This is a genomic window from Sphingomonas yantingensis, from assembly GCF_014199325.1.
Classification (GTDB): domain Bacteria; phylum Pseudomonadota; class Alphaproteobacteria; order Sphingomonadales; family Sphingomonadaceae; genus Sphingomonas; species Sphingomonas yantingensis.
In genome coordinates this window covers 464,141-486,502 of the sequence record NZ_JACIJJ010000002.1, presented here as the reverse complement: position 1 = coordinate 486,502, position 22,362 = coordinate 464,141, and the positions used below count along the sequence as shown (strand labels likewise).

Genomic DNA, 22,362 nt, shown 5'->3' with positions numbered 1-22,362 from the left:
GCCCTCCCGTCACCCTCACCCTCACCCCGGACTCGTTCCGGGGTCCACTGACCCGCAAGCGCCGCGGTCGGCTTTCTTGGCGGCACTGTGAACCACGGAACAAGTCCGGGGTGACGGACGGAAGTCACGCCCGCTTCCTCGCCGCCGGCTTCCTTGCGGGCGTCGCCTTGGTCGCGGCCTTCTTCGCCGGCGCCTTCTTCGTCTCGGGCTTCTTCGCCGCCCCCTCGCCCGGCTTCTCTAGGCTCTTCTTCAGCGCCGCCATTAGGTCGACGACGTTCGACCCGCGCCGCTCGGCAGCGCTGCCATCATCCTCGATGATCCGGCCGCCGCCCTTCGCCTTCTTCTTGCGCTCGATCAGACCCTTCAACGCATCGACATAGCGGTCGTGGAACACCTTTGGATCGAACTTCCCCGCCTTCTTGCCGATCAGCGTTTCGGCCAGGTCGAGCAGGTCGGCGTCAGGCTCGTCGTCGGGAATGTCGCGGAAATAGCCCTGCGCCTTGTGCACTTCGTCGGCGTAGCGCAGCGTTTCCAGGACCATGCCGCGGCCGCAGGGCTTTAGGCTCACGACATATTCGCGCCCGCGCATGGCGAGCTGCCCCAGCCCCACCTTCTTCGTGCGGCGCAGCGCCTCGCGCAGCACGATGAACGCCTCCTCGGCCAGATCGTCGGCAGGGACGACGAAATAGGGCTTTTCGTAATAGAGCACGTCGATCTCGTCGGCATCGACGAACTGGGTGAGCTCCAGCGTCTTCTTCGATTCGAGCTTCACCGCCTCGATCTCTTCGGAGTCGAGCAGCACGTAGCTGCCCTTCTCGAACTCGTATCCCTTCATGATGTCCTCGGCATCGACGGGGCCGACGCCAGTGACGGCCTTTTCGTAATGGATGGGCTTGCCGGTGGGTTCGTGGATCTGCCGGAAGCTGACGCTCGCGCCGCTCCTCGTCGCCGAATAGATCTCGACCGGGATCGACACCAGCGCCAACCGGATCTGTCCCTGCCAATAGGCGCGCGCGGCCATCGCCATTCCCCTTTGTTGCGGAGCCGATTCAAAGCATGAGGCGGGGACTCGTTCCTCGACAGTCAACGCCCCCACGCTTATGTCGCGGGCATGGCCGGCCAAGACCCTTTCACCCTGTTCGACACCTGGTTTGCCGAGGCACGCGAACAGGAAATCAACGATTCGAACGCGATGGCGCTCGCCACCGCCGATGCCGAGGGGCGTCCGTCGGTACGCATGGTGCTGCTCAAGGGGCACGGCCCCGACGGCTTCGTCTTCTACACCAACCGCGAGAGCCGCAAGGCGAGCGAGCTGGCCGAGAACCGCGACGTCGCTCTCCTTTTCCACTGGAAGTCGCTGCGCCGCCAGATCCGCATCGAGGGCACCGTCGGCCTCGCCACCGATGCCGAAAGCGACGCCTATTTCGCGACGCGCAGCCGCGATTCGCAGCTCGGTGCCTGGGCCAGCGACCAGTCGCGCGCCCTCGACGCGCGCGAGACGTTCGAGGCGCGGTTCGAGGCGATGAAGGCGCGGTTCGAGGGCGGCGACGTGCCCCGCCCGCCGCACTGGGGCGGCTATCGCGTCACCCCGCGCGTCATCGAATTCTGGCAGGACCGTGCGCATCGTTTGCACGAACGGCGCGTCTTCACCCGCACCGATGACGGCTGGACCGAAGGCACGCTTTTCCCGTGACCGAAACCGAAAAGCGCCGCATCCTCCTTAATAACGTCGCCGCGCGCGCGGCGCTGGCGAGTGTCGCGACGGCGATCTTCCTCATCTGCCTCAAGGGCTATGCAGCGCTCACGACCAGTTCGGTCGCGTTGCTCGGCAGCCTTGCGGACTCGGGCCTCGACCTGCTCGCCTCGCTCGTCACGCTCTATGGCGTGCGGCTGGCGGCGACGCCCGCCGATCACGACCACCGCTTCGGCCATGGCAAGGCGGAGGCGCTGGCGGCGCTGTTCCAGGTGGCGCTCGTCACCGCCTCGGCGCTGGCGATCGGCTGGCGCGGGGTGAGTGCGCTCGGCGATCCGGCGCCAGTCGCCGATGTCGAGCTTGGCATCGCCGTCTCGGGCGCGGCGATCGTCGCGACGATCATGCTCGTCGCCTATCAGAAGCGGATCATCGCCGCGACAGGATCGGTCGCGGTGCAGGCCGACAGCCTTCATTATCAGGGCGACGTGCTGCTCAACCTGTCGGTGATCGCCGCGCTGGTGCTCGACCGCTATGTCGGGCTGCCGGGCGTCGATCCGCTGTTCGGCATCGCCATCGCCGGCTGGCTGGGCTTCGGCGCGTTCAAGGCGTCGGCTCAGGCGATCGACCAGCTGATGGACAAGGAATGGCCCGAGGACGACCGCCAGCGCTACATCGCGGTCGCCGTCGCCAACCCCGACGTGCGCGGCATCCACGACTTTCGCACCCGCCGATCGGGCACCCGCGACTTCGCGCAGTTCCACATGAACGTCGACCGCGACATCACCGTGGCCGAGGCACACGACGTGGTCGAGGCGGTCGAAATGGCGCTCCACAAGGCCTTCCCGAAGGTCGAGGTCCTCATCCACCTCGATCCCGAGGGGCATAGCGATACCGACGACCCGCTGGTGGAGGAGGACGTGACCCCCCATTGGTTCAGGAAGCGCCTGTGACGACGATCCCCTTCGCCCAGATCGACGCCTTCGCCGACCGCGCGTTCGCAGGCAATCCGGCGGCGGTGATGCCGCTCGACACTTGGCTCGATGACGCGGTGCTGCAAGCGATCGCGGCGGAGAACAACCTCGCCGAGACCGCGTTCGTTATTCGCGATGCGAGCGGCGCGGCGGATTACGAATTGCGCTGGTTCACCCCCGCGGTCGAGGTCGCGTTGTGCGGTCATGCGACGCTGGCGAGCGGGCATCACCTGTTGACCCGTGACGGGGCCAAGCGCGTGACGTTCCGCACCCGTCGCGCAGGTATCCTCGAGGTGGCGCGCGAGGGCGAAGGCTACGCAATGGCGCTCCCCGCCTACCCACCCTTAGCGGCCGACGTGCCCGGCCTGCTCGATGCGCTGGGCACGACGCAGGGTGAGGTGCTGCACCATCCGAATGGCTACGATCTTGTCGTGCTGGCGGACGAAGCGGCGGTCCGGGCGCTCACCCCCGACTATCGCGCGCTCGCCGCGATCGGCGACACGCTCAACATCGTCACCGCGCCCGGCACCGACACCGATGTGGTCAGCCGCGTCTTCGCCCCCGCCGCGGGGATCGACGAGGACCCGGTGACGGGCTCCGCCCACTCGGTCCTCACCCCCTATTGGGCGGCACGCCTCGGCCGCCCCCGCTTCACCGCGTTCCAGGCGAGCGCACGCGGCGGGCAGGTCGATTGCGAGCTGGCCGGCGACCGCGTGATCCTGCGCGGGCAGTGCGTGACGGTGATCGAGGGGGTGTTCCGCCTCTAGCCCTAACGCGGCGTCGGGATGCCCTGCCACAAGATCCAGGGCAGCATATAGTCTACATACTCGGCCTCGCCGACCCGGCCGTCGTCGTTACGGTCCATCTTGGCGAGCCATTTCCGTTCAGCGGCCGGATCAGCCTGTCCCGCCGGCGGCGCCGGGGGCAACGTCGCGTCGCGCGCCGCATCTCTTGGCTCGAGCGCCGACAATTCGCGCGGATCGAGATCGCCCGAGCGATCGGTGTCTTCGGCGCGAAACGCGTCGCGAAGGAACGTCGCCGCCTCGTTCATGTCGACCTTGCGCATGGTGGGGGCAGTCGACGGCATGTCCTGGGCAAGCATGGCAAGCAGTGCGAACGCAGCGATCATCATCATTCCTCTGGCAAGCGGGCGGCGCACCGGACGGTCCGCTGCGCCGTCGCTACCATCGGCAGACGATCCTGCGCCGACGAGCTCCGAAGGATGGGGTACCAGCGGCTGGTACCCCTCCGACTCCGCGAGCAGCCGTGCCGCTGCCAGCGACGACGAGACGCCCAGCTTGGTCCGCGCCATCTTGAGCCGCTTTTCGACCGCGTGGGGCGAGATGCCGAGGTCGAGCGCCATTTCCTTCGCCGTCTGCGGGACCAGCCGCCGGCGCAGGCAGACCTTTTCGTTTTCGGTCAGGCGTCGAAGCGCCGCTTCGGGCGCCGCTGCCAGCGCCCCGTCGCTCACCGCCGCACCAGCGTACCCACGCCCTGCCGGGTGAAGATCTCCAGCAGCATCGCGTGCGGCACGCGGCCGTCGAGGATGACGGCGGCGTCCACCCCCGCCTCGACCGCTGCGACGCACGTCTCGACCTTGGGGATCATCCCGCCGGAGATTGTGCCGTCGGCGGTCAGCTCGGCGATGCGGGCGGGATCGAGGTCGCTCTGGAGCTCGCCCGACTTGTCGAGCACGCCCGCCACGTCGGTCAGCAAGAAGAACCGCGCCGCACCAAGCGCGCCCGCGATCGCGCCAGCCATCGTATCTGCGTTGATGTTGTACGTGTGGCCGTCCACCCCCAGCGCCACGGGCGCCACGACGGGGATGACGTTCTGGCTCGCCAGCATCGTCAGGATCGAGGGATCGACCGCGACCGGATCGCCGACGAAGCCAAGGTCCACGTGCCGCTCGATCCCCGAATTGCGGTCGGGTTCGGTCCGCTGCACCTTCTCGGCGACGACGAGGCGGGCGTCCTTGCCCGAAATGCCGATCGCGCGACCGCCGGCCGCGTCGATCCAGGCGACGATTTCCTTGTTGATCTTGCCCGCCAGCACCATCTCCGCGACTTCGGCGGTGGCGGCATCGGTGACGCGCAGGCCGCCGACGAACTGGGACTCGACGCCGAGGCGCTTGAGCATCGCGCCGATCTGCGGCCCGCCACCATGGACGACGACGGGGTTGATGCCCACCGCCTTCAGCAAGACCACATCCTCGGCGAAGTCGCGCGCGAGTTCGGCGTCGCCCATCGCATGGCCGCCGTACTTGATGACGAACGTCTTCCCGGCATAACGCTGGAGGTAGGGCAGCGCCTCGGTCAGCGTCTCCGCCTTGGCGAGGAGCGCGGCGGGCGGGCGATAGTCGGTCATGCCAGCGCCTCCTTGCCGTCGAGCTTTCGGCCCAGCCCGACGAAGACATAGATCAATGCGGGCACGAGGACGATCGACAGCGTCACCTTGGCGATCATCTGTCCGACGATCAGCTGGCCAACCGGGAACACGCCGTAGAACGCCACGGTGACGAAGATGAAAGTGTCGAGCACCTGGCTCAGCACGCTCGAAATCCCCGCGCGCAGCCACAGGAGCTTGCCCCCCTGCCGCTTCAGCGCGTCGAAAATCGTGACGTTCAGGATCTGCGACAGGCCGTATGCGGCGATGCCGCCCGCCCAGATGCGCCACGTGCTGCTCATCATCAGCGTGAACGCCTCGATCCGCGCGGGCTCCATGCTGGGTGCCGAGGGGAGCTGCACGACGATCCACGACAACGCCATCGACACGAGCAGCGGCACGAAGCCGATCAGCACCAGCCGGTTGGCGACCGCGCGCCCGTGCAGCTCGGCGACGGACGACGACACGACGACCAGCAGCAGGAAGGCGAAGATCCCCGCCTCCACGGCGAGCGGCCCCAGCGCAACCTGCTTGTTGCCGAGCACGCCGGCGATGCAGACCATGCCGCCATAGAAGATGGCGAGCGCGAAGAGCGAGCGGGAGATCGGCGCGGGCGTGGCGGAGTCCATCGGCGGCGGTTAGCGGAAGGCGCCCGCGGGGGAAAGGCCCAGCCCCACCCCGCACATAGGCACTGGAAACGAAGCCCATGCTGTGCCACCTCGCACGGCCATGCGTCCGGGCCGCGATCGGCCTGCCATGGAAAGCCCATCATCTTGCTGACCCGTTTCCTGATCGGCCTTGCCGGTATCGCCGTCATCCTCGGCTTCGCCTTTGCGCTGTCGACCAATCGCCGCGCCATCCGGCTGCGCGTGGTCGGATCGGCGTTCGCGCTTCAGGCGGGCATCGCCTTTCTCGTCCTCTACGTCCCCGCGGGCCAGGCGGCGATCCGGACGATGGCGACCGGCGTCACCGCATTGCTGGGCTATGCCAAGGCGGGCACCGACTTCATCTTCGGCCCGCTCGCCAGCCCGACCATGGGGGGGCAGAGCTTCGCCATCTCGGCGCTTCCGGTCATCATCTTCTTCGCCAGCCTCGTCTCGGTGCTCTACCACCTTCGCATCATGCAGTTCGTGATCCGCTGGGTCGGCGGCGCGATCGAGAAGGTGATTGGCATCAGCAAGGTCGAGTCGCTGTGCGCGGCGGCCAACATCTTCGTCGGCCAGTCCGAGTCGCCGCTGGTCATCCGCCCCTATCTCGCCAGCCTCACCCCCAGCCAGCTCTTCGCGGTGATGTCGGTCGGCATGGCGGGCGTCGCAGGCACGATCCTCGCCGCGTACGCCTCGTTCCTGGGGCCGCAATCGCTGCCCTATCTGCTCGCCGCCAGCTTCATGGCCGCGCCGGGTGGCATCCTGATGGCCAAGATCATCATGCCCGACGTCGCGCCCGAGCCCGTGCTCCAGGCCGAGGGCGTCGAGGAAGCCGCCGTCCTCGCCGTAGCCGAACCCGATCCGGAGGACGAGCGGGCCGCCAACATCATCATGGCCGCCGCCATGGGTGCGCAGACCGGCGTCAAGATCGCCGTCGCGGTCGGCGCGATGGTGCTCGCCTTCGTCGCGCTCGTCGCGATGGCGAACGGCCTGCTCGGCGTCGTCGGCGGCTGGTTCGGACACCCAGAGCTGAGCTTCCAGATGCTGATCGGCAGCGTCTTTCAGCCGGTGATGTTCCTCCTCAACATTCCCTGGGACGAGGCGGGGCGCGCCGGCGGCCTGTTCGGGACCAAGCTCGTCCTCAACGAATTCGTCGCCTTCATCGAACTGGGCAAGATGAACGACGTGCTGAGCGTGCGGACGCATGCGATCATCACCTTTGCCCTCTGCGGTTTCGCCAATTTCAGCTCGATCGCGATCCAGATGGCCGCGACCGGCAGCCTGGCGCCCAATCAGCGGCCGATGATCGCCCGGCTGGGCGTGCGTGCGCTGCTGGCCGGCAGCCTCGCCAACCTCATGTCGGCGGCGCTGGCGGGGTTGATCCTTCCCTGAAGAAACCCACCGCAACGTTCGTGACATAAATGCGACACAAATCGGCTAATCACCCCAAAGGGTCAAAAAACTAGTTACAAGCGCATCTTTGGTACGCAACTTCTCTCAACCGGGCACTTTTCGATCCGGTCGCCAAGGCCGCCACGAGCGCGGCCAGCCGAAAAGAGGGAACATAGATGCGAACGATGAGCCGAATTGCGCGGGCGTTGCTGCATTCCGGGAGCGCCCTTCCCCTGACCGGCGCCGCGATCGTCGCGGCCGCCGCCATCGCCGCCCCTGCCCATGCGCAGGACTATCAGAACGTCACCGCCTCGGGCCGTATCATCTCGACCGACGGCAAACCCGTCGCCGGCGCGACGGTGACGATCCGCTCGAACGAGCAGGGCTTCTCGCGCACCGCCACGACCAATGCGTCGGGCGCCTATCGCATTCCGCAGGTACCGACCGGCCCCTATACCTTCACCATCACCGCCGACGGGTTCGACACCTTCACCGATGAAAGCGTGGTCCTGTCCACCGACGCGGCGGGCAACCAGTTCGCGCTGGCGCCTGCGGGCACGGGCGGCAATCGCGGCAACACCACCGCCGAAGCGGGCGAGGATGGCGAGATCGTCGTGACCGCCGGCCGCGTGAAGGTCGCCGATTTCGAGCGAACGACGACCGGCGCAGTTATCGACATCGGCGATCTGGCCACCCGCGTCCCGGTCCAGCGTTCGCTGCGCGACGTCATCCTGCTGGCCCCCGGCACGACGCAGGGATCGTCCTCGCAGAACACCCGTTTCGCCAACCAGGCGCAGATCGGCGGCTCGTCCTTCAGCGAGAACGCCTATTACATCAATGGCCTGAACGTCACCGAATTCCGCCAGGGCTTCTCGCCGTCGAACGTGCCGTTCGACTTCTACCAGACGATCGAGGTCAAGACCGGCGGCTTCCAGGCCGAGTTCGGCCGCGCAACGGGCGGCGTCGTCAACGCCATCACCAAGTCGGGCGGCAACGAGTTTTCGGGCAGCGTCCTGTTCAACTGGGAACCGGATGCGCTCCGCTCGAATGCGCCGAACACCTACGAAGCGGACAATGACGGCGACCGCTCCGAGCGGCTCGACATGGTCGCCACGCTGTCGGGGCCGATCATCAAGGACAAGCTGTTCTTCTTCGCGCTCTACAACAACCGCAAGGTAACCTCGTTCGACGGCAGCGCGAACAGCGGCACCGGCACGTTCCAGAGCACGGACGACCCGTTCTACGCCTTCAAGGTCGATGCCGTGCCGTTCGACGGGCAGCGGCTCGAATTCACCTATTTCAACAGCACGTCGACGACGACGTCGCGCTTCTACGAGTACAATCCCGACGACAACACGTTCGGGGCATATCTCGACGAGTCGCGTAACCGCACCGGCGGTGAAAACTATGTCGGTCGATATACCGGCACGTTCACCGACTGGTTCACCCTGTCGGCGGCTTACGGCGTCAACAAGAACCAGAACACGACGATTCCGGCCGACACGACGCGGCCGTTCGTCCAGGACACGCGCAGCGGTACGCCGATCTTCCTGGCGGGCAGCAATCCGGTTTCGTCGTTGACGACGAACGAGGATAAGCGCGAATTCTATCGCGTCGACGCCGACCTTTATTTCAGCCTGCTCGGCTCCCACCATATCCGGTTCGGTTATGACCAGGAAAATCTGACCTCGACGCAGATTTCGACGCCGACCGGCGACGGCTCTTACGAACTGTTCACTTCGACTGGCGCGAACGACATCTCGAACCTGGCCGCGGGTACGCAATATGCCCAGCGCCGCTATTTCGAGAATGGCGGTGTGTTCAAGACCAAGAACGAGGCGTTCTACATCCAGGACAACTGGACGCTGTTCAACGACCGCGTGAACCTCCAGCTCGGCATCCGTAACGACCGCTTCCTCAACCGGACCGCCGACGGCCTGCCCTTCTACGAATCGGGCGATCAGTGGGGGCCGCGCCTCGGCGTATCGTTCGACGTGTTCGGGGACAAGCGGACGAAGCTCTACGCCAATTTCGGCCGCTACTTCCTGCCGATCCCGACCAATACCAATATCCGCCTGGCGGGTGCCGAGCTCGACTATAGCTCCTATTTCATCCTGAACGGCATCAACGACGGCGTGCCGGTCCTCGGCGCACCGGTGAACGGCGTCGACAATGCCGTCGCCTGCCCCGACGGCACGGGCAACAACTGCACGCTGATCGCCGACGGGACTGCCGCCGATCCGTCGACGGTGGTCGCGCAGAACCTAAAGCCACAGAGCCTCGACGAGTACATCATCGGCGCCGAGCAGCGATTGGGCGATCGCTGGCGCGTGGGCATCAACTACACCCACCGCAAGCTCAACCGTTCGCTGGAGGACAGCGCGATCGATCTCGCCGTGCGCGACCTGTGCGCGGCAGAGGGGATCGCGGGCTGCGAGAACATCTGGATCGGCTTCCACCAATATGTGTTGCTCAACCCGGGCGAGGATGCACAGATCCTGCTCGACACGCCGCTACCGGGCGAGACCGAGCGACGCACCGTGACGCTGACCGCCGACCAGCTCGGCTATCCGGCGGCGCGGCGGACCTACGACGCGGTCACGTTCGAGTTCGAGCGCGAATATGACGGCGTCTGGTCGCTCCAGGGCTCGTACACCTGGGCCAACCTCAAGGGGAATCTCGAGGGCGGCGTGAAGTCCGACATCGGCCAGACCGACAGCGGCTTGACCCAGGACTTCGACAGCCCGGGCCTGACCGTCGGCTCCTACGGCTTCCTGCCGGGGCATCGTCGCCACACGTTCAAGCTGTTCGGCAGCTACACGATCAGCGACGCCTTCACGATCGGTGCCAACGCCTTCATCCAGTCGCCGCGCAAGTTCGGCTGCATCGGCGTCGTGCCCGATACCGTCGATCCGGTCGCGGCGCTCTATGGCGCGGCGGGCAATTTCTGTAACGGCCAGCAGGTCGACCGCGGCACCGCCTTCCAGAGCGACTGGCGCAAGGAGATCAACCTGACCGCACAGGTTCGCGTGCCCGTCGACGGGGTCGATGCCTCGGTCCGGTTCGACGTGTTCAACGTCTTCAATTCGAAGTCGGCGCTCGAGTTCGACGAGTTCGGCGAGGCGGGCAACGGCTCGCCCAACCCGAACTATCGTGCGCCGCTCGGCTACCAGACGCCGCGTTCGGCCCGCATCCAGTTGCGCGTGGGCTTCTAAGGCGTCGTTACGGGGAGGCGGGCGCCCTGAACGCCCGCCTCCTTCTTTTCAGGCGACGCTCAACGTCAGTGCGCCGTCGCCCTCGTCGACATGGACCGTCTGCCCGTCCTTCACGTCGCCGCGCAGGATGAGGTCGGCGAGCGGATCCTGCAGATAACGCTGCACCGCACGCTTCAGCGGCCGTGCGCCGTAAACGGGATCGTATCCGACCCGCCCCAGCCACTCCCGCGCCGCATCGGTCAGCTCGATCGCAATCTTGCGATCCGCCAGCAGCTTTGCGACGCGTGCCACCTGGATATCGACGATCGGTGCCATGTGGTCGGCCGCCAGCCGGTGGAACAGGATGATCTCGTCCAGCCGGTTGAGGAACTCGGGCCGGAAGTGGCTGCGCACCACGTCCATCACCTGCGGCTCGACGCTTTCGACGTTTTCGCCGTCGCCCAGGGCCGTCAGATACTGGCTGCCGAGGTTCGAGGTCAGGATGACGATCGTGTTCGAGAAGTCGACCGTGCGCCCCTGCCCGTCGGTCAGCCGCCCGTCGTCGAGCAGCTGGAGCAGCACGTTGAACACGTCGCCATGCGCCTTTTCCACCTCGTCGAACAGTACCACCTGATAGGGGCGGCGCCGGACGGCTTCGGTCAGGACGCCGCCCTCCTCGTACCCGACATAGCCCGGCGGCGCGCCGATCAGCCGGGCGACGGCGTGCTTCTCCATGAACTCGCTCATGTCGATCCGGACCATCGCGTTGGGATCGTCGAACAGGAACTCGGCGAGCGCCTTGGTCAGCTCGGTCTTGCCGACGCCCGTGGGGCCGAGGAACAGGAACGAGCCCAGCGGCCGGTTCGGATCCTGCAAGCCCGCGCGTGAACGTCGCACGGCAGTCGCGACCGCACGCACGGCGTCGGCCTGGCCGATCACGCGGCGACCAAGCTGCGCCTCCATTTGAAGCAACTTCTCGCGCTCGCCGGTCAACATCCGCTCGACGGGGATGCCCGTCCAGCGGCCGACCACCGCGGCGATGTCATCGGCGGTGACTTCCTCGCGCAGCATCGCGCTTTCGGATGCCTGCTCGGCCTCCGCCATCCGCTTCTCGAGCGCGGGGATGGTGCCGTAGGAAAGCTCCGCCATCTTCGCGAGGTCGCCCTCGCGCTGCGCCTGTTCGAGCGCGGTGCGCGCGGCATCCAGCTCGCCCTTCAGCGAGGTCGCGGACTGGAGCTTCACCTTTTCTGCCTGCCACCGCTCGGTCAGCTCGGCCGACTGCGCCTCCAGATCGTCGAGTTCCCCGTTCAGCCGCTCCAGCCGGTCGCGCGAACCCGCGTCGCTTTCCTTGCGCAGCGCCTCCGCCTCGATCTTGAGCTGGATGATGCGGCGGTCGAGGTTCTCGATCTCCTCGGGCTTCGATTCGACCTCCATCCGCAAGCGGCTGGCGGCCTCGTCCATCAGGTCGATCGCCTTGTCGGGCAGGAAGCGGTCGGTGATGTAGCGGTTGGAGAGCGTCGAGGCGGCGACGATCGCGCCGTCGGTGATCCGGACGCCGTGATGCAGCTCGTACTTCTCCTTCAATCCGCGCAGGATCGAGATCGTGTCCTCGACGGTGGGCTCGCCGACGAACACGGGCTGGAACCGCCGCTGGAGCGCAGGGTCCTTTTCGACATATTTGCGATACTCGTCGAGCGTCGTCGCACCGATGCAGTGCAGCTCGCCGCGGGCGAGCGCGGGCTTGAGCAGATTGCCCGCATCCATCGCCCCCTCCGACTTGCCCGCGCCGATCAGCGTGTGCATCTCGTCGATGAAGAGGATGATGTCGCCCTCGCCCGCCTTCACCTCGTCGAGCACACCCTTCAGCCGCTCCTCGAACTCGCCGCGATATTTCGCGCCCGCGATCAGCGACCCCATGTCGAGCGACATGAGCGTGCGATCCTTGAGCGTGTCGGGCACGTCGCCGTTTGCGATGCGCAGCGCGAGGCCCTCGGCGATCGCGGTCTTGCCGACGCCGGGTTCGCCGATCAGGACGGGGTTGTTCTTGGTCCGCCGCGCGAGAATCTGAATCGTGCGGCGGATCTCCTCGTCGCGGCCGATCACGGGATCGAGCTTGCCGTCCTTAGCCGCCTGCGTCAGGTCGCGCGCGAACTTCTTGAGCGCGTCATAGCGGTCCTCGGCCCCCGCGGTATCGGCGGTGCGCCCGCCGCGAAGCTGGTTGATCGCGGCATTGAGCGCCTCGGCCTTCACCCCCGCCGCCGCCAGTGCGCGACCCGCGGCGGTGTTCTGCGCCAGCACCAGCGCCAGCAGCAGGCGCTCGACGGTCACGAAACTGTCGCCCGCCTTTTGCGCGACCTGTTCGGCCTGGTCGAGGACGCGCACGGCGTCGTTGTCGAGGCCCGGCGTCGACTGTGCCCCCGACCCGCTGACGCTCGGCACCTTGGCGAGCGCCGCGTCGGTCTCGGCGAGCGCCCGCCGCGCATCGCCGCCCGCCGCGCCGATCAGGCCTGAGGCCATGCCCTGCTCATCTTCGAGCAGCGCCTTCAACAGATGCTCCGGGCTGATCCGCTGGTGGCTGTTGCGGATCGCGACGGTCTGCGCCGATTGCAGGAAGCCCTTGGCGCGGTCGGTGAATTTTTCGAGGTTCATGTTGTCCCCTGTCGGATGATGGCAAAGAGATAGTGTTGCCTTTCGGCCACACAAGCCATGTCACACTCTGATCTTCGTTCGGTCACGCGTGCGTCATCGCTTCGGCACCGTCGTGACATGCCAAAGCGCTAGCGCCGCCCGTCGAACCCGACCGCCATCGTAGCGGCGGGTGCGGGGGAAACCATCATGAAGCGTTGCGCTGCCTTGCTTGCCGGCACCATATTCGCACTGCCCGTCGTCGCTCATGCCGACGATCGCGTCGCCGCGGCGTCGACCGCCGCCGAGGATCCGACGACCGAAGACCCGCAGGACGACATCATCATCATCGGCAAGGGCGAGACGCGGCAGGTCCAGCAGCTCTCGGAACGCGACTTCGCGCTGCTGACGCCGGGCACCAGCCCGCTCAAGGCGATCGAGAAGCTGCCGAGCGTCAATTTCCAGGCGGCCGATCCCTTCGGCGCGTACGAATGGTCGCAGCGCGTGTCGATCCGCGGGTTCAACCAGAACCAGATCGGCTTTACGCTCGACGGCATCCCGCTGGGCGACGGCAGCTATGGCAACACCAACGGCCTGCACGTCAGCCGCGCGATCTCGTCCGAGAATATCGGCCTGACGCAGGTGTCGCAGGGCGCGGGCGCGATCGGGACGCAGGCGACGAACAACCTCGGCGGCACGATCGAGTTCTTCTCGCGCGATCCCAGCGACACGCCGCTCGTCACCGCCAACGGCACCTATGGCAGCGAGAACACCGTCCGCGGCTTCTTCCGGTTCGACACCGGATCGCTCGGCGACAACGGCCCGCGCGCGTACTTCTCCTACGGCTATCTCGACATGGACAAGTGGAAGGGCGTGGGGTCCCAGCGCCAGCACCAGGCCAATTTCAAGGCGGTCGCCCCGGTCGCGCCCAATGCCGAGCTGTTCGGCACCTTCAACTTCTCCGACCGGCGCGAGAACGACTATCAGGACCTGTCGCTCGAGATGATCGGGCGGCTGGGCTATGACTGGGACAATATCTCGGGCGACTATCCCCTCGCCATCCGCCTTGCCGACATTGCCGCCAATCGCGGCGACACGGGCCAGCCGCGGTTCAATCCGGCGGCGGGGACGACCTATCCCGCGCCGTTCGCGACCATCGACGACGCCTATTACGATGCCGCGGGCCTTCGCGTCGATTATCTCGCCTCGGTCGGCATCCGCAGCACCGGTGACGCGCCGCTTCGCTACACGCTGACCGGCTATTACCATAACAATCGTGGTCAGGGTGTCTGGTACACCCCCTATGTCTTTTCCGCGCCCACCGGCGTGCCGATCTCGATCCGCACGACCGAATACGACATCAAGCGAAAGGGTGTGTTCGGGTCGGTGACGGGCGATCTGGGCTTCAACGAACTGACGGTCGGCGGCTGGTACGAGCGCAACGACTTCCGCCAGGCGCGTCGCTTCTACGCGCTGTCGAGCCGGCTCTATCCGACGCGCGACAGCCTCGACTTCCAGGCATTGCCGTTCGCGACGCAGTGGGACTTCGACTACACGACCGAGACGGTGCAGTATTACGTCCGCGACAAGCTCACGCTCGGCGCGCTCACCGTCAATCTCGGCTGGAAGGGGTTCGAGGTCACGAACGAGGCCGATCCGAACGTGCGCGGCGGCTTTGCCGCCGGGCGGATCAAGGTGCGCGACTGGTTCCAGCCGCACGCCGGCGTCGCCCTCGCGCTCGATGACAATGCCGAGCTGTTCGGCGGGTTCACGCAGGTAAAGCGCGCCTTCACCGCTTCCGCCACCACCGGCCCGTTCGCGACGACACAGGCCGGGTTCGACAATCTGGGCGGCCTGAAGCCCGAGGAATCGGACACGTACGAGGTCGGCGGGCGGCTGCGCGGGCGCGGCTTCAACCTCAGCCTTGCCGGCTACCTCGTCGACTTCCGCAACCGCCTGATCGCGCAGTCGGTGGGCGCGGGGATCCAAGGCAATCCGGCGATCCTCCAGAATGTCGGCTCGGTCCGGTCGCTGGGGTTCGAGGCGGCGGCGGAAGTGAAGCTGCCGATGGGGTTCGGCGCATTCGCGTCGTACAGCTATACCGACTCGACCTATCAGGACGACGTCTTCAACCGCGCCGGCGCATTGATCGCCCGCACCGCCGACAAGCAGGTCGTCGATACGCCCCAGCATCTGGTGAAGGGCGAGGTCACCTATGACGGCGAGATGTTCTTCGGCCGGGTCGGCGCAAACTACATGTCGCGCCGCTACTTTACGTACGAGAACGACCAGTTCGTCGACGGCCGCGTGCTGGTCGACGCGTCGATCGGCGTGCGCGTCCGCCTCGACGGCGATCGCGGGTTCGAGGTGCAGGGGAATGCCACCAACCTGTTCAACGAGCGGTACGTCGCGACGATCGGCTCCAACGGCTTCGGCAATCGCGGCGACAACCAGACGCTCCTCGCCGGCGCGCCGCAGCAGTTCTTCGTGACGCTGAAGACGGGGTTCTGACGTAGCTATCGGCACCCCGGCAATAACCGGGGTGCCGATAACCGCTTACTGCGCCGGTGCCGCCTGCCCCGCCGGCCGGTCGGCCTTGGGCGCGGTCGGCGCGAAGAGCTGGCCGAAGCTCGAATCCTTGTACCAGCGCGGCGCCTCCGGCGCGTCCGCCAGCGCACGGGCGATGTTGTAGTTCACCCGCGCGAACTTGGCGCCCGCATTCCAGTTGATCGGCAGCGTCACTTGGTCGCTCGGCTTGTGGTAATGCGTCGCGAGGAAGTCCTTGAACGCCTTTTCCCCGCCATTGGCGAAGCCGGTGACGAGGAACACCGACGGCACCCCTTCGGTCACGAAGCGATAATGGTCGGAGCGGGTGAACAGATTCTCCTCCGGCATCGGATCGGGCGACAGCTTGATGCCCATGTCGCCGGTCGCCTTGGCGACGACCGGCCCCATCGTCGAATGCTCGGCCCCGAACGCGACGACGTCGGTGAAGTCGTAGAGCAGCACCGGCATGTCGAGATTTACGACGCTCGTCACCTTGGCACCGGGCAGCGGATGCTTTGCGAGATATTGCGAGCCGAGCAGCCCGTCCTCCTCCGCCGTCACCGCCGCGAAGATGACCGTGCGCTTTGGCTTGGGATTGGACTTGGTAAAGGCGCGCGCCGCCTCCAGCATCGTCGCGACGCCGGCGGCATTGTCCATCGCGCCGTTGAAGATCTTGTCCTCGCCCTTGGCCTTGGGATCGACGCCCACGTGATCGAGATGGGCCATCAACAGCACCGCCTCGCCCTTCAGCGCCGGATCGCTGCCGGGGATCATCGCGACGACATTGGGGCTGGTGAACCGCTCGGCGGTCGAGGTGGCCTCGAACTTCACGGTGGGCTTCAGCGCGAACGCCTTGACCTTATCGCCCTTGTCGATCGCGGCCAGCGTCTCTGCATAGCTTTGCGGCGCGCCGGCAAACAACGCCTCGGCAGCAGTGCCGCGGACGATGCCCGACGCCTTGACGCCCGCGGCGGTGCGATAGGGTTCGCCGTTCTCGGTCGCCCAGCTCATATAGGGATCGTCGCCGTGGTCGGCGATCTCCTTCCACGGAAAGCGCTTGGCTGTCTCGCTGTCCAGCACGGTGATGACGCCCACCGCGCCGTGCTCCTCGGCAATCTTGGCCTTGCGGTTGTTGAGCGCGGCGGCGACATCGCTCGGCAGGCCCTTGGGCACGCCGTAGAACATCACGACCGTCTTGCCCTTCACGTCGACACCCGCATAATCATCCAGCCCGCGTGCCTGGTCGACCACGCCGCGACCGACGAACACCGTCTGCGTCTCGACCGGCACCTTGCCCGAGCCGTAGAGCGTCGCCATCGCATCGGCCTTGTGCGGAAAGACCTTGCCGCCGATGGTCAGCCGGCGCGGCGCCTTTGGATCGGCGGTGACGGTGACGAACGGCACCTGCTGATACCACTGGCCATTGTTGGCCGGCGTCAGCCCCAGTTCGGCGAAGCGGTCGGCGACGTACTTCGCCGCCGCGTCATAACCGGGCTTGCCCGCATCGCGTCCCTGCCGCGCGTCGTCGGCAAGCCACGTCACATCGGCCTTTACCCGGTCGGCGGAGAAATCCGCCGCGGTCTGCGCCAGCGCCGAGGTCGAGAGCAGTCCGGCGCCAAGAATGGCGGCAAAGGTCATGCGCATGCGGTGTGAAGTCCCGGAAAGAAGTTGCAGCAGCGACGATAGCAGCGGCACGAGCCGCCGCAAGGGCCGCTCAATCGGCGCGGACCGCGTTCCAGTTGAACAGGAAATTGCGGTGCTCGGCCCAGGTCTGGCCCTCCACCCGGTCCCCGCGCAGGCAGGCAGCAGAGTGATACGGGCCGGCGCCGTCGGTCGTACGGAAACTGACACAGGTGCGGCCGCGATCGGTCTTCCATCGGCCGGCCTGAATCTCACTGTCGTAGAAGGTGCCCGTCACCCCGCCATCGGGCGCGAGGGTCAGGACCATCGTCTTGGTATAGGGCTTGGCCGGATCGGTCGACAGGTCGACGGTCCAGCGGCCAGCCAGCGGGTTCGGCGCCTGTGCCGCCGCCGGTACGCCCATCAGTGCCAGTGCCAGCATCGACCGCATCGCCCGCCCTCCCCGTTTTGGCGAAGGCTAGCGCGGATCAGAGCAGCAGCCAATCCGCCGCATCACGCCCCACTGCGCCGCCACCGCGCCGGCGGGTCAGCTCGGTCTGCGCGGTGAAGCGGACGTCCTCATCGCGGTCGGTCAGGAACTTGGCCAGCGATTCATTGTCGATCTCGCGCCATTCCTTGCCGCGATCGGGGCCATAGCGGACGCGCGGCAACAGGCCGGGCTCCTTCGACCACTGGACAAGCTGCGCGACGCTCGCCTCGTTCAGCATGTCGCGCAGGTGGTGCGCGGTGACATAGCTGTCGGGAAACGCCCGGTGAGCGGGGAGGCCGCGCTCGTGGATCAGGCCGTCGGGCTTGCGCCAGTAGCGCAGCGACTGGTTGGAAAAGCTCGGGGAATCGGGCCAGAGCCGGAGCGCGCACTTCCAGGTGCAGATCCAGTCGGCCCCGCGCGTCAGCGACGCGGTGCAGAATTGCTGCTCGAAGCTCGCCCGGTGCGCGGCGAGCGCGACACGGCGCGGCCAGGGGTCGAGGATCGGGCGGGCAAGGTCGTGGAAGAAGGGCGCATCGGCGACCTGTTCCTCAAGGATGTGATGCACCGCCTGTGTGATCGGCGGGATGGGGCGGCCCGGATTGACGAACCGCGCGCCCCCCTCGCCCATCAGTTCCCAGCGCCCGTCCTCACCCAGCGCCACGTCCTGCCACCCGATCTCGACCACCGCATGCGCGGGCGGCGCATTGCCGGTGGTCTCGAGATCGATAACGCGAACGATGCTGGGCTGCGGCTTGGGAGGCATGATGCCTATGTGGCGATCCGTGCTTGGAAAAGCGAGGGACGGAAGCGTCGACGGGCAATCGACGCTCCCATGTCAGTTCCTCAGTGCCCCGCCTGCGGCCCGCGCTCCAGCCCGCTGGCGGCAAGCTGCGCGTCGATCATGCCCATCAGGCGATCAAGACCCGCTTGGTCCTTCGCCTCGGCCCGCGCGACGAGCACGTCCTGCGTGTTCGAGGCGCGCAGCAGCCACCAGCCGTCGGGCGTATTGACGCGGGCGCCGTCGGTGTCGTTGACCTCCGCGCCCTCGTGCTTCAGCCGCTCGAGCACTTCGGTCACGACCGCGAACTTGCGGCTCTCATCGACCTGAAAACGCATCTCGGGCGTGTTCACCATCGCCGGCATTTCGCCGCGCAGCTCGGTGATCGACTTGCCGATGACGTGCGCCGACCGGATCAGTTGGATCGCGGCATAGAGCGCGTCGTCGAAGCCGTAGTAATTGTGCGCGAAGAAGATGTGCCCCGACATCTCGCCGGCCAGCGGCGAGCCGGTTTCCTTCATCTTGGTCTTGATGAGGCTGTGGCCGGTCTTCCACATCAAGGGGTGGCCGCCAAGCTCGGCGATCCGGTCGTAGAGCGCCTGGCTCGCCTTCACATCGGCGATGATCGTCGCGCCGGGCACTTCGCGCAGCACAGGTTCCGCCAGAATGGACAGAAGCTGATCGCCCCAGATCACCCGGCCCTGCCCGTCGATCGCGCCTATCCGGTCGCCGTCACCGTCGAAGGCCAGTCCGAAATCGAGCTGCTTCTCGGCGACGAGCGCCTTCAGATCGACGAGGTTCTTTTCCTCGGTGGGATCGGGATGATGATTGGGAAAATTGCCGTCCACATCGGTGTAGAGCGTGTGATGCTCACCCGGAATGAGTTGCACCAGCTTTTCGATGATCGGGCCGGCGGCGCCGTTGCCCGCATCCCAGCCGATCTTGTACGTGCCGCCCGAATAGCCCGCCATCAGCCGGCCGACATAATCGTCGACGATATCGTGATCGCTGACCGTCCCCTCGCCCTCTTCCCAGTCGCCCTCGGCCGCCAGCTTGCCGATATCCTGAATATCGGCGCCGAAAAACGGCTTGTGCTGCAGCACCATCTTGAAGCCGTTGTAATCGGCGGGATTATGGCTGCCGGTTATCTGGATGCCGCCATCTACCTCTAGCGTCGCTTCGGCGTAGTAGAGCATCGGCGTGGGGCCGAGGCCGACGCGCACCACGTCGACGCCCGATGCCGTCAGGCCGGCTACCAGCGCGGTTTCCATGTCGATCGAGCTCATCCGCCCGTCGCGCCCGACGACGACGCGCGTGCCGCCCGCGCGGCGCACGCGGGTACCGAACCCGCGCCCGATCGCCTCCGCATCGGCGGGATGCAGTGTTTTTCCGACGATCCCGCGGATGTCGTATTCGCGAAGCGAAGTCGGGTCGAAGTTGTGCGTCATGTCGGTCCCCCAGATTCAGGCGTAGCGCCGATAATCCTCGTAGGATGCGAAAGTTGCATTCTTTCGCAGGTGCAACAAAAATCGGTCAGCGCGTACGCAGCAGGATATCCCGCGCGGCATTGATGCGCCGCGTGAGGTCGGCCGAGCCGCCCTTGTCAGGATGTACTGCGGTCACCAGCCGGCGATGCGCGGCGCGGATCGCCTCGGCATCCGCGCCGGCATCGACGCCGAGCACCGCCCGCGCCTCCGCCTCCGACAAGGCGGGGCGGCGGGGCGGCTTGCCCTTTTTGAGCAGCCACCAGATCGCCGCCATGAGGGCGAGCGCAAAAAGAAGCTTGCCCATCAGGCGGAGACGGGCAGCGCGGCGGTATCAGGCAGGGCGAGGCCGGCCATCATCTCGCGCAGTTCCTGCCGCGCGGCGACGTGGCTCAGCGCCATCTCGCCGAACTCGCGCGAGTCGAGCATCGTCAGCCCCTGCGGAAACAACTCGCGATAGATGACGCGCTCGGAAAGGCCGGGGACGACACGGAACCCGACGCGGCGCGACAGTTGCTGGATCGCCTCCGACACGCGGCGCATGTTGCGCGCCTCGATATGCTGAAGGCGGTTGCGCAGGACTACCCAGTCGATCGTCGCGCCATCGGCACGCGCCCGCTTCTTGCGCGATTCCCAGATGAGCTCGGAATAGAAGCTTGGCCGCGTCACCCTGAAATCGTCGGGATCGACCTGACCGATCAGGTCGAAGTCGACGAAGCTGTCGTTCATGGGGGTGACGAGCGTGTCGGCGTTGGTGACCGCGATCCGCGCGAACGGATCGTCGCGGCCCGGCGTGTCGATGACGAGGAAGTCGGACCCGGCGCTCATTTCGCCGAGCAGCTCGTCGAACCGCGCCTGGCTTTCCCCGTCATGCGTCGCGTGGCGCGGCATCGGCAGGTCGCGCCCCATCCGCTTCATCGTCGCGGCGCGGTTGTCGAGATAGCGCCCCAGCGTCCGCTGGCGATGGTCGAGGTCGAGCGCGGCCACGCGCGCGCCCTTCGCGGCGAGCGCGATGGCGACGTGGACGGCGGTGGTGGACTTGCCCGTGCCGCCCTTTTCGTTGGCAAAGACAATGACGTGCAAGCCGTCGGCGTGGCTGGCCAAGACGCGTACTTCCCCTGTTGATCGGCCACGTCCCCCCACATAGAACGCGCGCCCCAAGGGTCATTATCGCAAGGGACCGGCCGTGCAAACCATCCGTGACAAGGCCGCGCTCGCCGCCCTCATCGACTCGTGGAAATCGGCGGGGGATCGGATCGCGCTCGTGCCGACGATGGGCGCGCTCCACGCCGGCCACATGGCGCTGGTGGCCGAGGCGCGGCGGCGCGCACCCCGAGTCGCGGTGTCGATCTTCGTCAACCCGATGCAGTTCGGGGCCGGCGAGGATCTCGAGCGCTATCCGCGCCGCGAACAGGCGGACAGCCGGATGCTGGCCGACGCCGGCGTCGACCTGCTGTGGCTGCCGCCGGTGGAGGCGATGTACCCGGCGGGCTTTTCGACCACGGTATCAATCGCGGGCGTCAGCGACGGCCTCGACGGCGCGGCGCGGCCGGGCCATTTCGACGGCGTGGCGACGGTCGTCACCAAGCTGTTCAATCAGGTGCGCGCCGACGTCGCGCTGTTCGGCGAAAAGGATTTCCAGCAACTGGCGGTCATCCGCCGGATGGTCGCCGACCTGGACATGGGGATCGAGATCGTCGGCGTGCCGACGCAGCGCGACGACGACGGCCTCGCCCTCTCCTCGCGCAACCTCTATCTCGCGCCCGAGGATCGCGCGGCCGCGGTTGCGCTGCCGCGTGCGCTCGGCGTGGCGGCCGGGGCGATCGGAAAGGGCGGCGATCCGGCGGCCGCGCTGGCACAGGCGCGGGCGGCACTCGCGGCGGCGGGCTTCGCCGTGGACTATGTGACGCTGGTCGATGCCGAAACGCTGTCCGAAGCGATCGAGCCCGGCCGGCCGATGCGCCTGCTGGCCGCCGCAAAGATCGGCTCGACCCGCCTGATCGACAACATTCCGGTCATCACCCGATAGTATGAGCGGCGTTAACCATTTGTTGGGCCTTCGCATCGCATCCTGACCTTGCCCGAAAAGGGGGCAAAAGGGGTGAATGCGACATGGGCAACAGTCTCAAGAGCGCGCAATTCCTGATCGAGAGCAGGATGCGCGAAGCCGCGCGCGGCGATGCCGACGCGCTCTACGACCTCGGAATGGTCTACGCGAGCGGCGCGCAGGGCGCGATCGTCGACCTGATCGAGGCACATAAATGGTTCAACCTTGCCGCCATGTCGGGCAGCAGCGCCGCCCAGGCGTGCCGCGCCGAAGTGGCCGACGAGATGAGCGCGCCCGAAATCGCCGCCGCGCAAAAGGCGGCACGCGCCTGGCTTCAGACCGGCCGCGCGAACTGATCCGACCCGAGGGCAGCAGTTGACGCTGCCCCGCGACGCTTTCCAAACATCTTCCGTCACCCCGGACTTGATCCGGGGTCCCGCTTCTTCCTTCTTCCAAGGCAGCGGGACCCCGGATCAAGTCCAGGGTGAC

Annotated in this window: 19 protein-coding genes; 8 read left to right on the top strand and 11 right to left on the bottom strand. The window is 66.8% G+C overall.

Annotated features, from left to right (window positions below):
- Nucleotides 1–124: 124 nt before the first annotated feature.
- Complete coding sequence (gene ku / locus FHR19_RS08520) at nucleotides 125–1,021, bottom strand: non-homologous end joining protein Ku (RefSeq protein WP_184026957.1); 897 nt, start codon at nucleotides 1,019–1,021, stop codon at nucleotides 125–127.
- Nucleotides 1,022–1,111: 90 nt separating this feature from the next.
- On the opposite strand from ku, the gene pdxH reads away from it, so the two are divergent.
- The 3 genes from pdxH to FHR19_RS08505 are packed head-to-tail and all read left to right on the top strand — an operon-like array spanning nucleotide 1,112 to nucleotide 3,431.
- Nucleotides 1,112–1,693: a pyridoxamine 5'-phosphate oxidase gene (gene pdxH / locus FHR19_RS08515; protein WP_184026954.1), complete on the top strand. Its 582-nt coding sequence runs from the start codon at nucleotides 1,112–1,114 to the stop codon at nucleotides 1,691–1,693.
- Nucleotides 1,690–2,643: a cation diffusion facilitator family transporter gene (locus FHR19_RS08510; RefSeq protein ID WP_184026952.1), complete on the top strand. Its 954-nt coding sequence runs from the start codon at nucleotides 1,690–1,692 to the stop codon at nucleotides 2,641–2,643. Before pdxH ends, FHR19_RS08510 begins: the two co-directional genes overlap by 4 nt.
- The gene (locus FHR19_RS08505; protein WP_184026950.1) at nucleotides 2,640–3,431 is read left to right on the top strand and encodes a PhzF family phenazine biosynthesis isomerase; all 792 of its coding nucleotides are present in this window, start codon (nucleotides 2,640–2,642) and stop codon (nucleotides 3,429–3,431) included. Before FHR19_RS08510 ends, FHR19_RS08505 begins: the two co-directional genes overlap by 4 nt.
- Nucleotides 3,432–3,433: 2 nt before the next feature.
- On the opposite strand, the gene FHR19_RS08500 is transcribed toward FHR19_RS08505, so the two are convergent.
- The 3 genes from FHR19_RS08500 to FHR19_RS08490 are packed head-to-tail and all read right to left on the bottom strand — an operon-like array spanning nucleotide 3,434 to nucleotide 5,678.
- Nucleotides 3,434–4,135, bottom strand: a complete 702-nt coding sequence (locus tag FHR19_RS08500) for a hypothetical protein (protein ID WP_184026948.1) — start codon at nucleotides 4,133–4,135, stop codon at nucleotides 3,434–3,436.
- A complete protein-coding gene (gene argB, locus FHR19_RS08495; RefSeq protein ID WP_184026946.1) occupies nucleotides 4,132–5,031 on the bottom strand; it encodes an acetylglutamate kinase in 900 nt (299 codons plus the stop codon). The genes FHR19_RS08500 and argB overlap by 4 nt, the downstream gene beginning before the upstream one ends.
- Nucleotides 5,028–5,678, bottom strand: coding sequence for a queuosine precursor transporter (locus tag FHR19_RS08490; protein WP_184026944.1), 651 nt, complete (start codon nucleotides 5,676–5,678; stop codon nucleotides 5,028–5,030). Before FHR19_RS08490 ends, argB begins: the two co-directional genes overlap by 4 nt.
- Nucleotides 5,679–5,825: 147 nt before the next feature.
- Here FHR19_RS08490 and FHR19_RS08485 point away from each other — a divergent pair, with 147 nt between their 5' ends.
- Nucleotides 5,826–7,088 (top strand): NupC/NupG family nucleoside CNT transporter, encoded by a 1,263-nt coding sequence (locus tag FHR19_RS08485; RefSeq protein WP_184027665.1) that lies wholly within the window; start codon nucleotides 5,826–5,828, stop codon nucleotides 7,086–7,088.
- Between the two features lie 185 nt (nucleotides 7,089–7,273).
- Complete coding sequence (locus FHR19_RS08480) at nucleotides 7,274–10,303, top strand: TonB-dependent receptor (protein ID WP_184026943.1); 3,030 nt, start codon at nucleotides 7,274–7,276, stop codon at nucleotides 10,301–10,303.
- Nucleotides 10,304–10,351: 48 nt separating this feature from the next.
- Here FHR19_RS08480 and clpB read toward each other — a convergent pair whose 3' ends face one another.
- Nucleotides 10,352–12,931, bottom strand: a complete 2,580-nt coding sequence (clpB, locus tag FHR19_RS08475; RefSeq protein ID WP_184026941.1) for an ATP-dependent chaperone ClpB — start codon at nucleotides 12,929–12,931, stop codon at nucleotides 10,352–10,354.
- A gap of 186 nt (nucleotides 12,932–13,117) precedes the next feature.
- Between clpB and FHR19_RS08470 the strand changes: the two genes are divergently transcribed.
- Nucleotides 13,118–15,418: a TonB-dependent receptor gene (locus FHR19_RS08470; protein ID WP_184026938.1), complete on the top strand. Its 2,301-nt coding sequence runs from the start codon at nucleotides 13,118–13,120 to the stop codon at nucleotides 15,416–15,418.
- Between the two features lie 45 nt (nucleotides 15,419–15,463).
- On the opposite strand, the gene FHR19_RS08465 is transcribed toward FHR19_RS08470, so the two are convergent.
- From FHR19_RS08465 to FHR19_RS08440, 6 genes are all read right to left on the bottom strand, one after another.
- The gene (locus tag FHR19_RS08465; RefSeq protein ID WP_246359409.1) at nucleotides 15,464–17,092 is read right to left on the bottom strand and encodes a M20/M25/M40 family metallo-hydrolase; all 1,629 of its coding nucleotides are present in this window, start codon (nucleotides 17,090–17,092) and stop codon (nucleotides 15,464–15,466) included.
- 76 nt (nucleotides 17,093–17,168) lie between these two features.
- A complete protein-coding gene (locus FHR19_RS08460) occupies nucleotides 17,169–17,525 on the bottom strand; it encodes a hypothetical protein (protein WP_184026932.1) in 357 nt (118 codons plus the stop codon).
- Nucleotides 17,526–17,562: 37 nt separating this feature from the next.
- Nucleotides 17,563–18,327, bottom strand: coding sequence for an exonuclease domain-containing protein (locus FHR19_RS08455; protein ID WP_184026929.1), 765 nt, complete (start codon nucleotides 18,325–18,327; stop codon nucleotides 17,563–17,565).
- A gap of 80 nt (nucleotides 18,328–18,407) precedes the next feature.
- Nucleotides 18,408–19,790: a phosphoglucomutase/phosphomannomutase PgmG gene (gene pgmG, locus FHR19_RS08450; protein WP_184026927.1), complete on the bottom strand. Its 1,383-nt coding sequence runs from the start codon at nucleotides 19,788–19,790 to the stop codon at nucleotides 18,408–18,410.
- Between the two features lie 85 nt (nucleotides 19,791–19,875).
- Nucleotides 19,876–20,133 carry a J domain-containing protein gene (locus FHR19_RS08445; protein WP_184026924.1) on the bottom strand — a complete coding sequence of 86 codons (258 nt, stop codon included), beginning with the start codon at nucleotides 20,131–20,133 and terminating at the stop codon, nucleotides 19,876–19,878.
- Entirely contained in the window at nucleotides 20,133–20,930 is a 798-nt protein-coding gene (locus tag FHR19_RS08440; protein WP_184026922.1) for a division plane positioning ATPase MipZ, read from the bottom strand. Before FHR19_RS08440 ends, FHR19_RS08445 begins: the two co-directional genes overlap by 1 nt.
- Before the next feature lie 82 nt (nucleotides 20,931–21,012).
- Between FHR19_RS08440 and panC the strand changes: the two genes are divergently transcribed.
- Nucleotides 21,013–21,855: a pantoate--beta-alanine ligase gene (panC, locus tag FHR19_RS08435; RefSeq protein WP_184026920.1), complete on the top strand. Its 843-nt coding sequence runs from the start codon at nucleotides 21,013–21,015 to the stop codon at nucleotides 21,853–21,855.
- 83 nt (nucleotides 21,856–21,938) lie between these two features.
- Nucleotides 21,939–22,229 (top strand): sel1 repeat family protein, encoded by a 291-nt coding sequence (locus FHR19_RS08430; RefSeq protein WP_184026917.1) that lies wholly within the window; start codon nucleotides 21,939–21,941, stop codon nucleotides 22,227–22,229.
- Nucleotides 22,230–22,362: the final 133 nt, after the last annotated feature.

Excerpts from the sequence above, each read along its gene's own strand:
- FHR19_RS08480 (WP_184026943.1), top strand. The coding sequence starts at position 7,274 with ATGAGCCGAATTGCGCGGGCGTTGCTGCATTCCGGGAGCGCCCTTCCC.
- FHR19_RS08460 (WP_184026932.1), bottom strand. The coding sequence starts at position 17,525 with ATGCGGTCGATGCTGGCACTGGCACTGATGGGCGTACCGGCGGCGGCA.
- FHR19_RS08430 (WP_184026917.1), top strand. The coding sequence starts at position 21,939 with ATGGGCAACAGTCTCAAGAGCGCGCAATTCCTGATCGAGAGCAGGATG.
- ku (WP_184026957.1), bottom strand. The coding sequence starts at position 1,021 with ATGGCCGCGCGCGCCTATTGGCAGGGACAGATCCGGTTGGCGCTGGTG.
- pdxH (WP_184026954.1), top strand. The coding sequence starts at position 1,112 with ATGGCCGGCCAAGACCCTTTCACCCTGTTCGACACCTGGTTTGCCGAG.
- pgmG (WP_184026927.1), bottom strand. The coding sequence starts at position 19,790 with ATGACGCACAACTTCGACCCGACTTCGCTTCGCGAATACGACATCCGC.
- FHR19_RS08490 (WP_184026944.1), bottom strand. The coding sequence starts at position 5,678 with ATGGACTCCGCCACGCCCGCGCCGATCTCCCGCTCGCTCTTCGCGCTC.
- clpB (WP_184026941.1), bottom strand. The coding sequence starts at position 12,931 with ATGAACCTCGAAAAATTCACCGACCGCGCCAAGGGCTTCCTGCAATCG.
- FHR19_RS08445 (WP_184026924.1), bottom strand. The coding sequence starts at position 20,133 with ATGGGCAAGCTTCTTTTTGCGCTCGCCCTCATGGCGGCGATCTGGTGG.
- FHR19_RS08455 (WP_184026929.1), bottom strand. The coding sequence starts at position 18,327 with ATGCCTCCCAAGCCGCAGCCCAGCATCGTTCGCGTTATCGATCTCGAG.
- FHR19_RS08470 (WP_184026938.1), top strand. The coding sequence starts at position 13,118 with ATGAAGCGTTGCGCTGCCTTGCTTGCCGGCACCATATTCGCACTGCCC.
- FHR19_RS08465 (WP_246359409.1), bottom strand. The coding sequence starts at position 17,092 with ATGACCTTTGCCGCCATTCTTGGCGCCGGACTGCTCTCGACCTCGGCG.
- argB (WP_184026946.1), bottom strand. The coding sequence starts at position 5,031 with ATGACCGACTATCGCCCGCCCGCCGCGCTCCTCGCCAAGGCGGAGACG.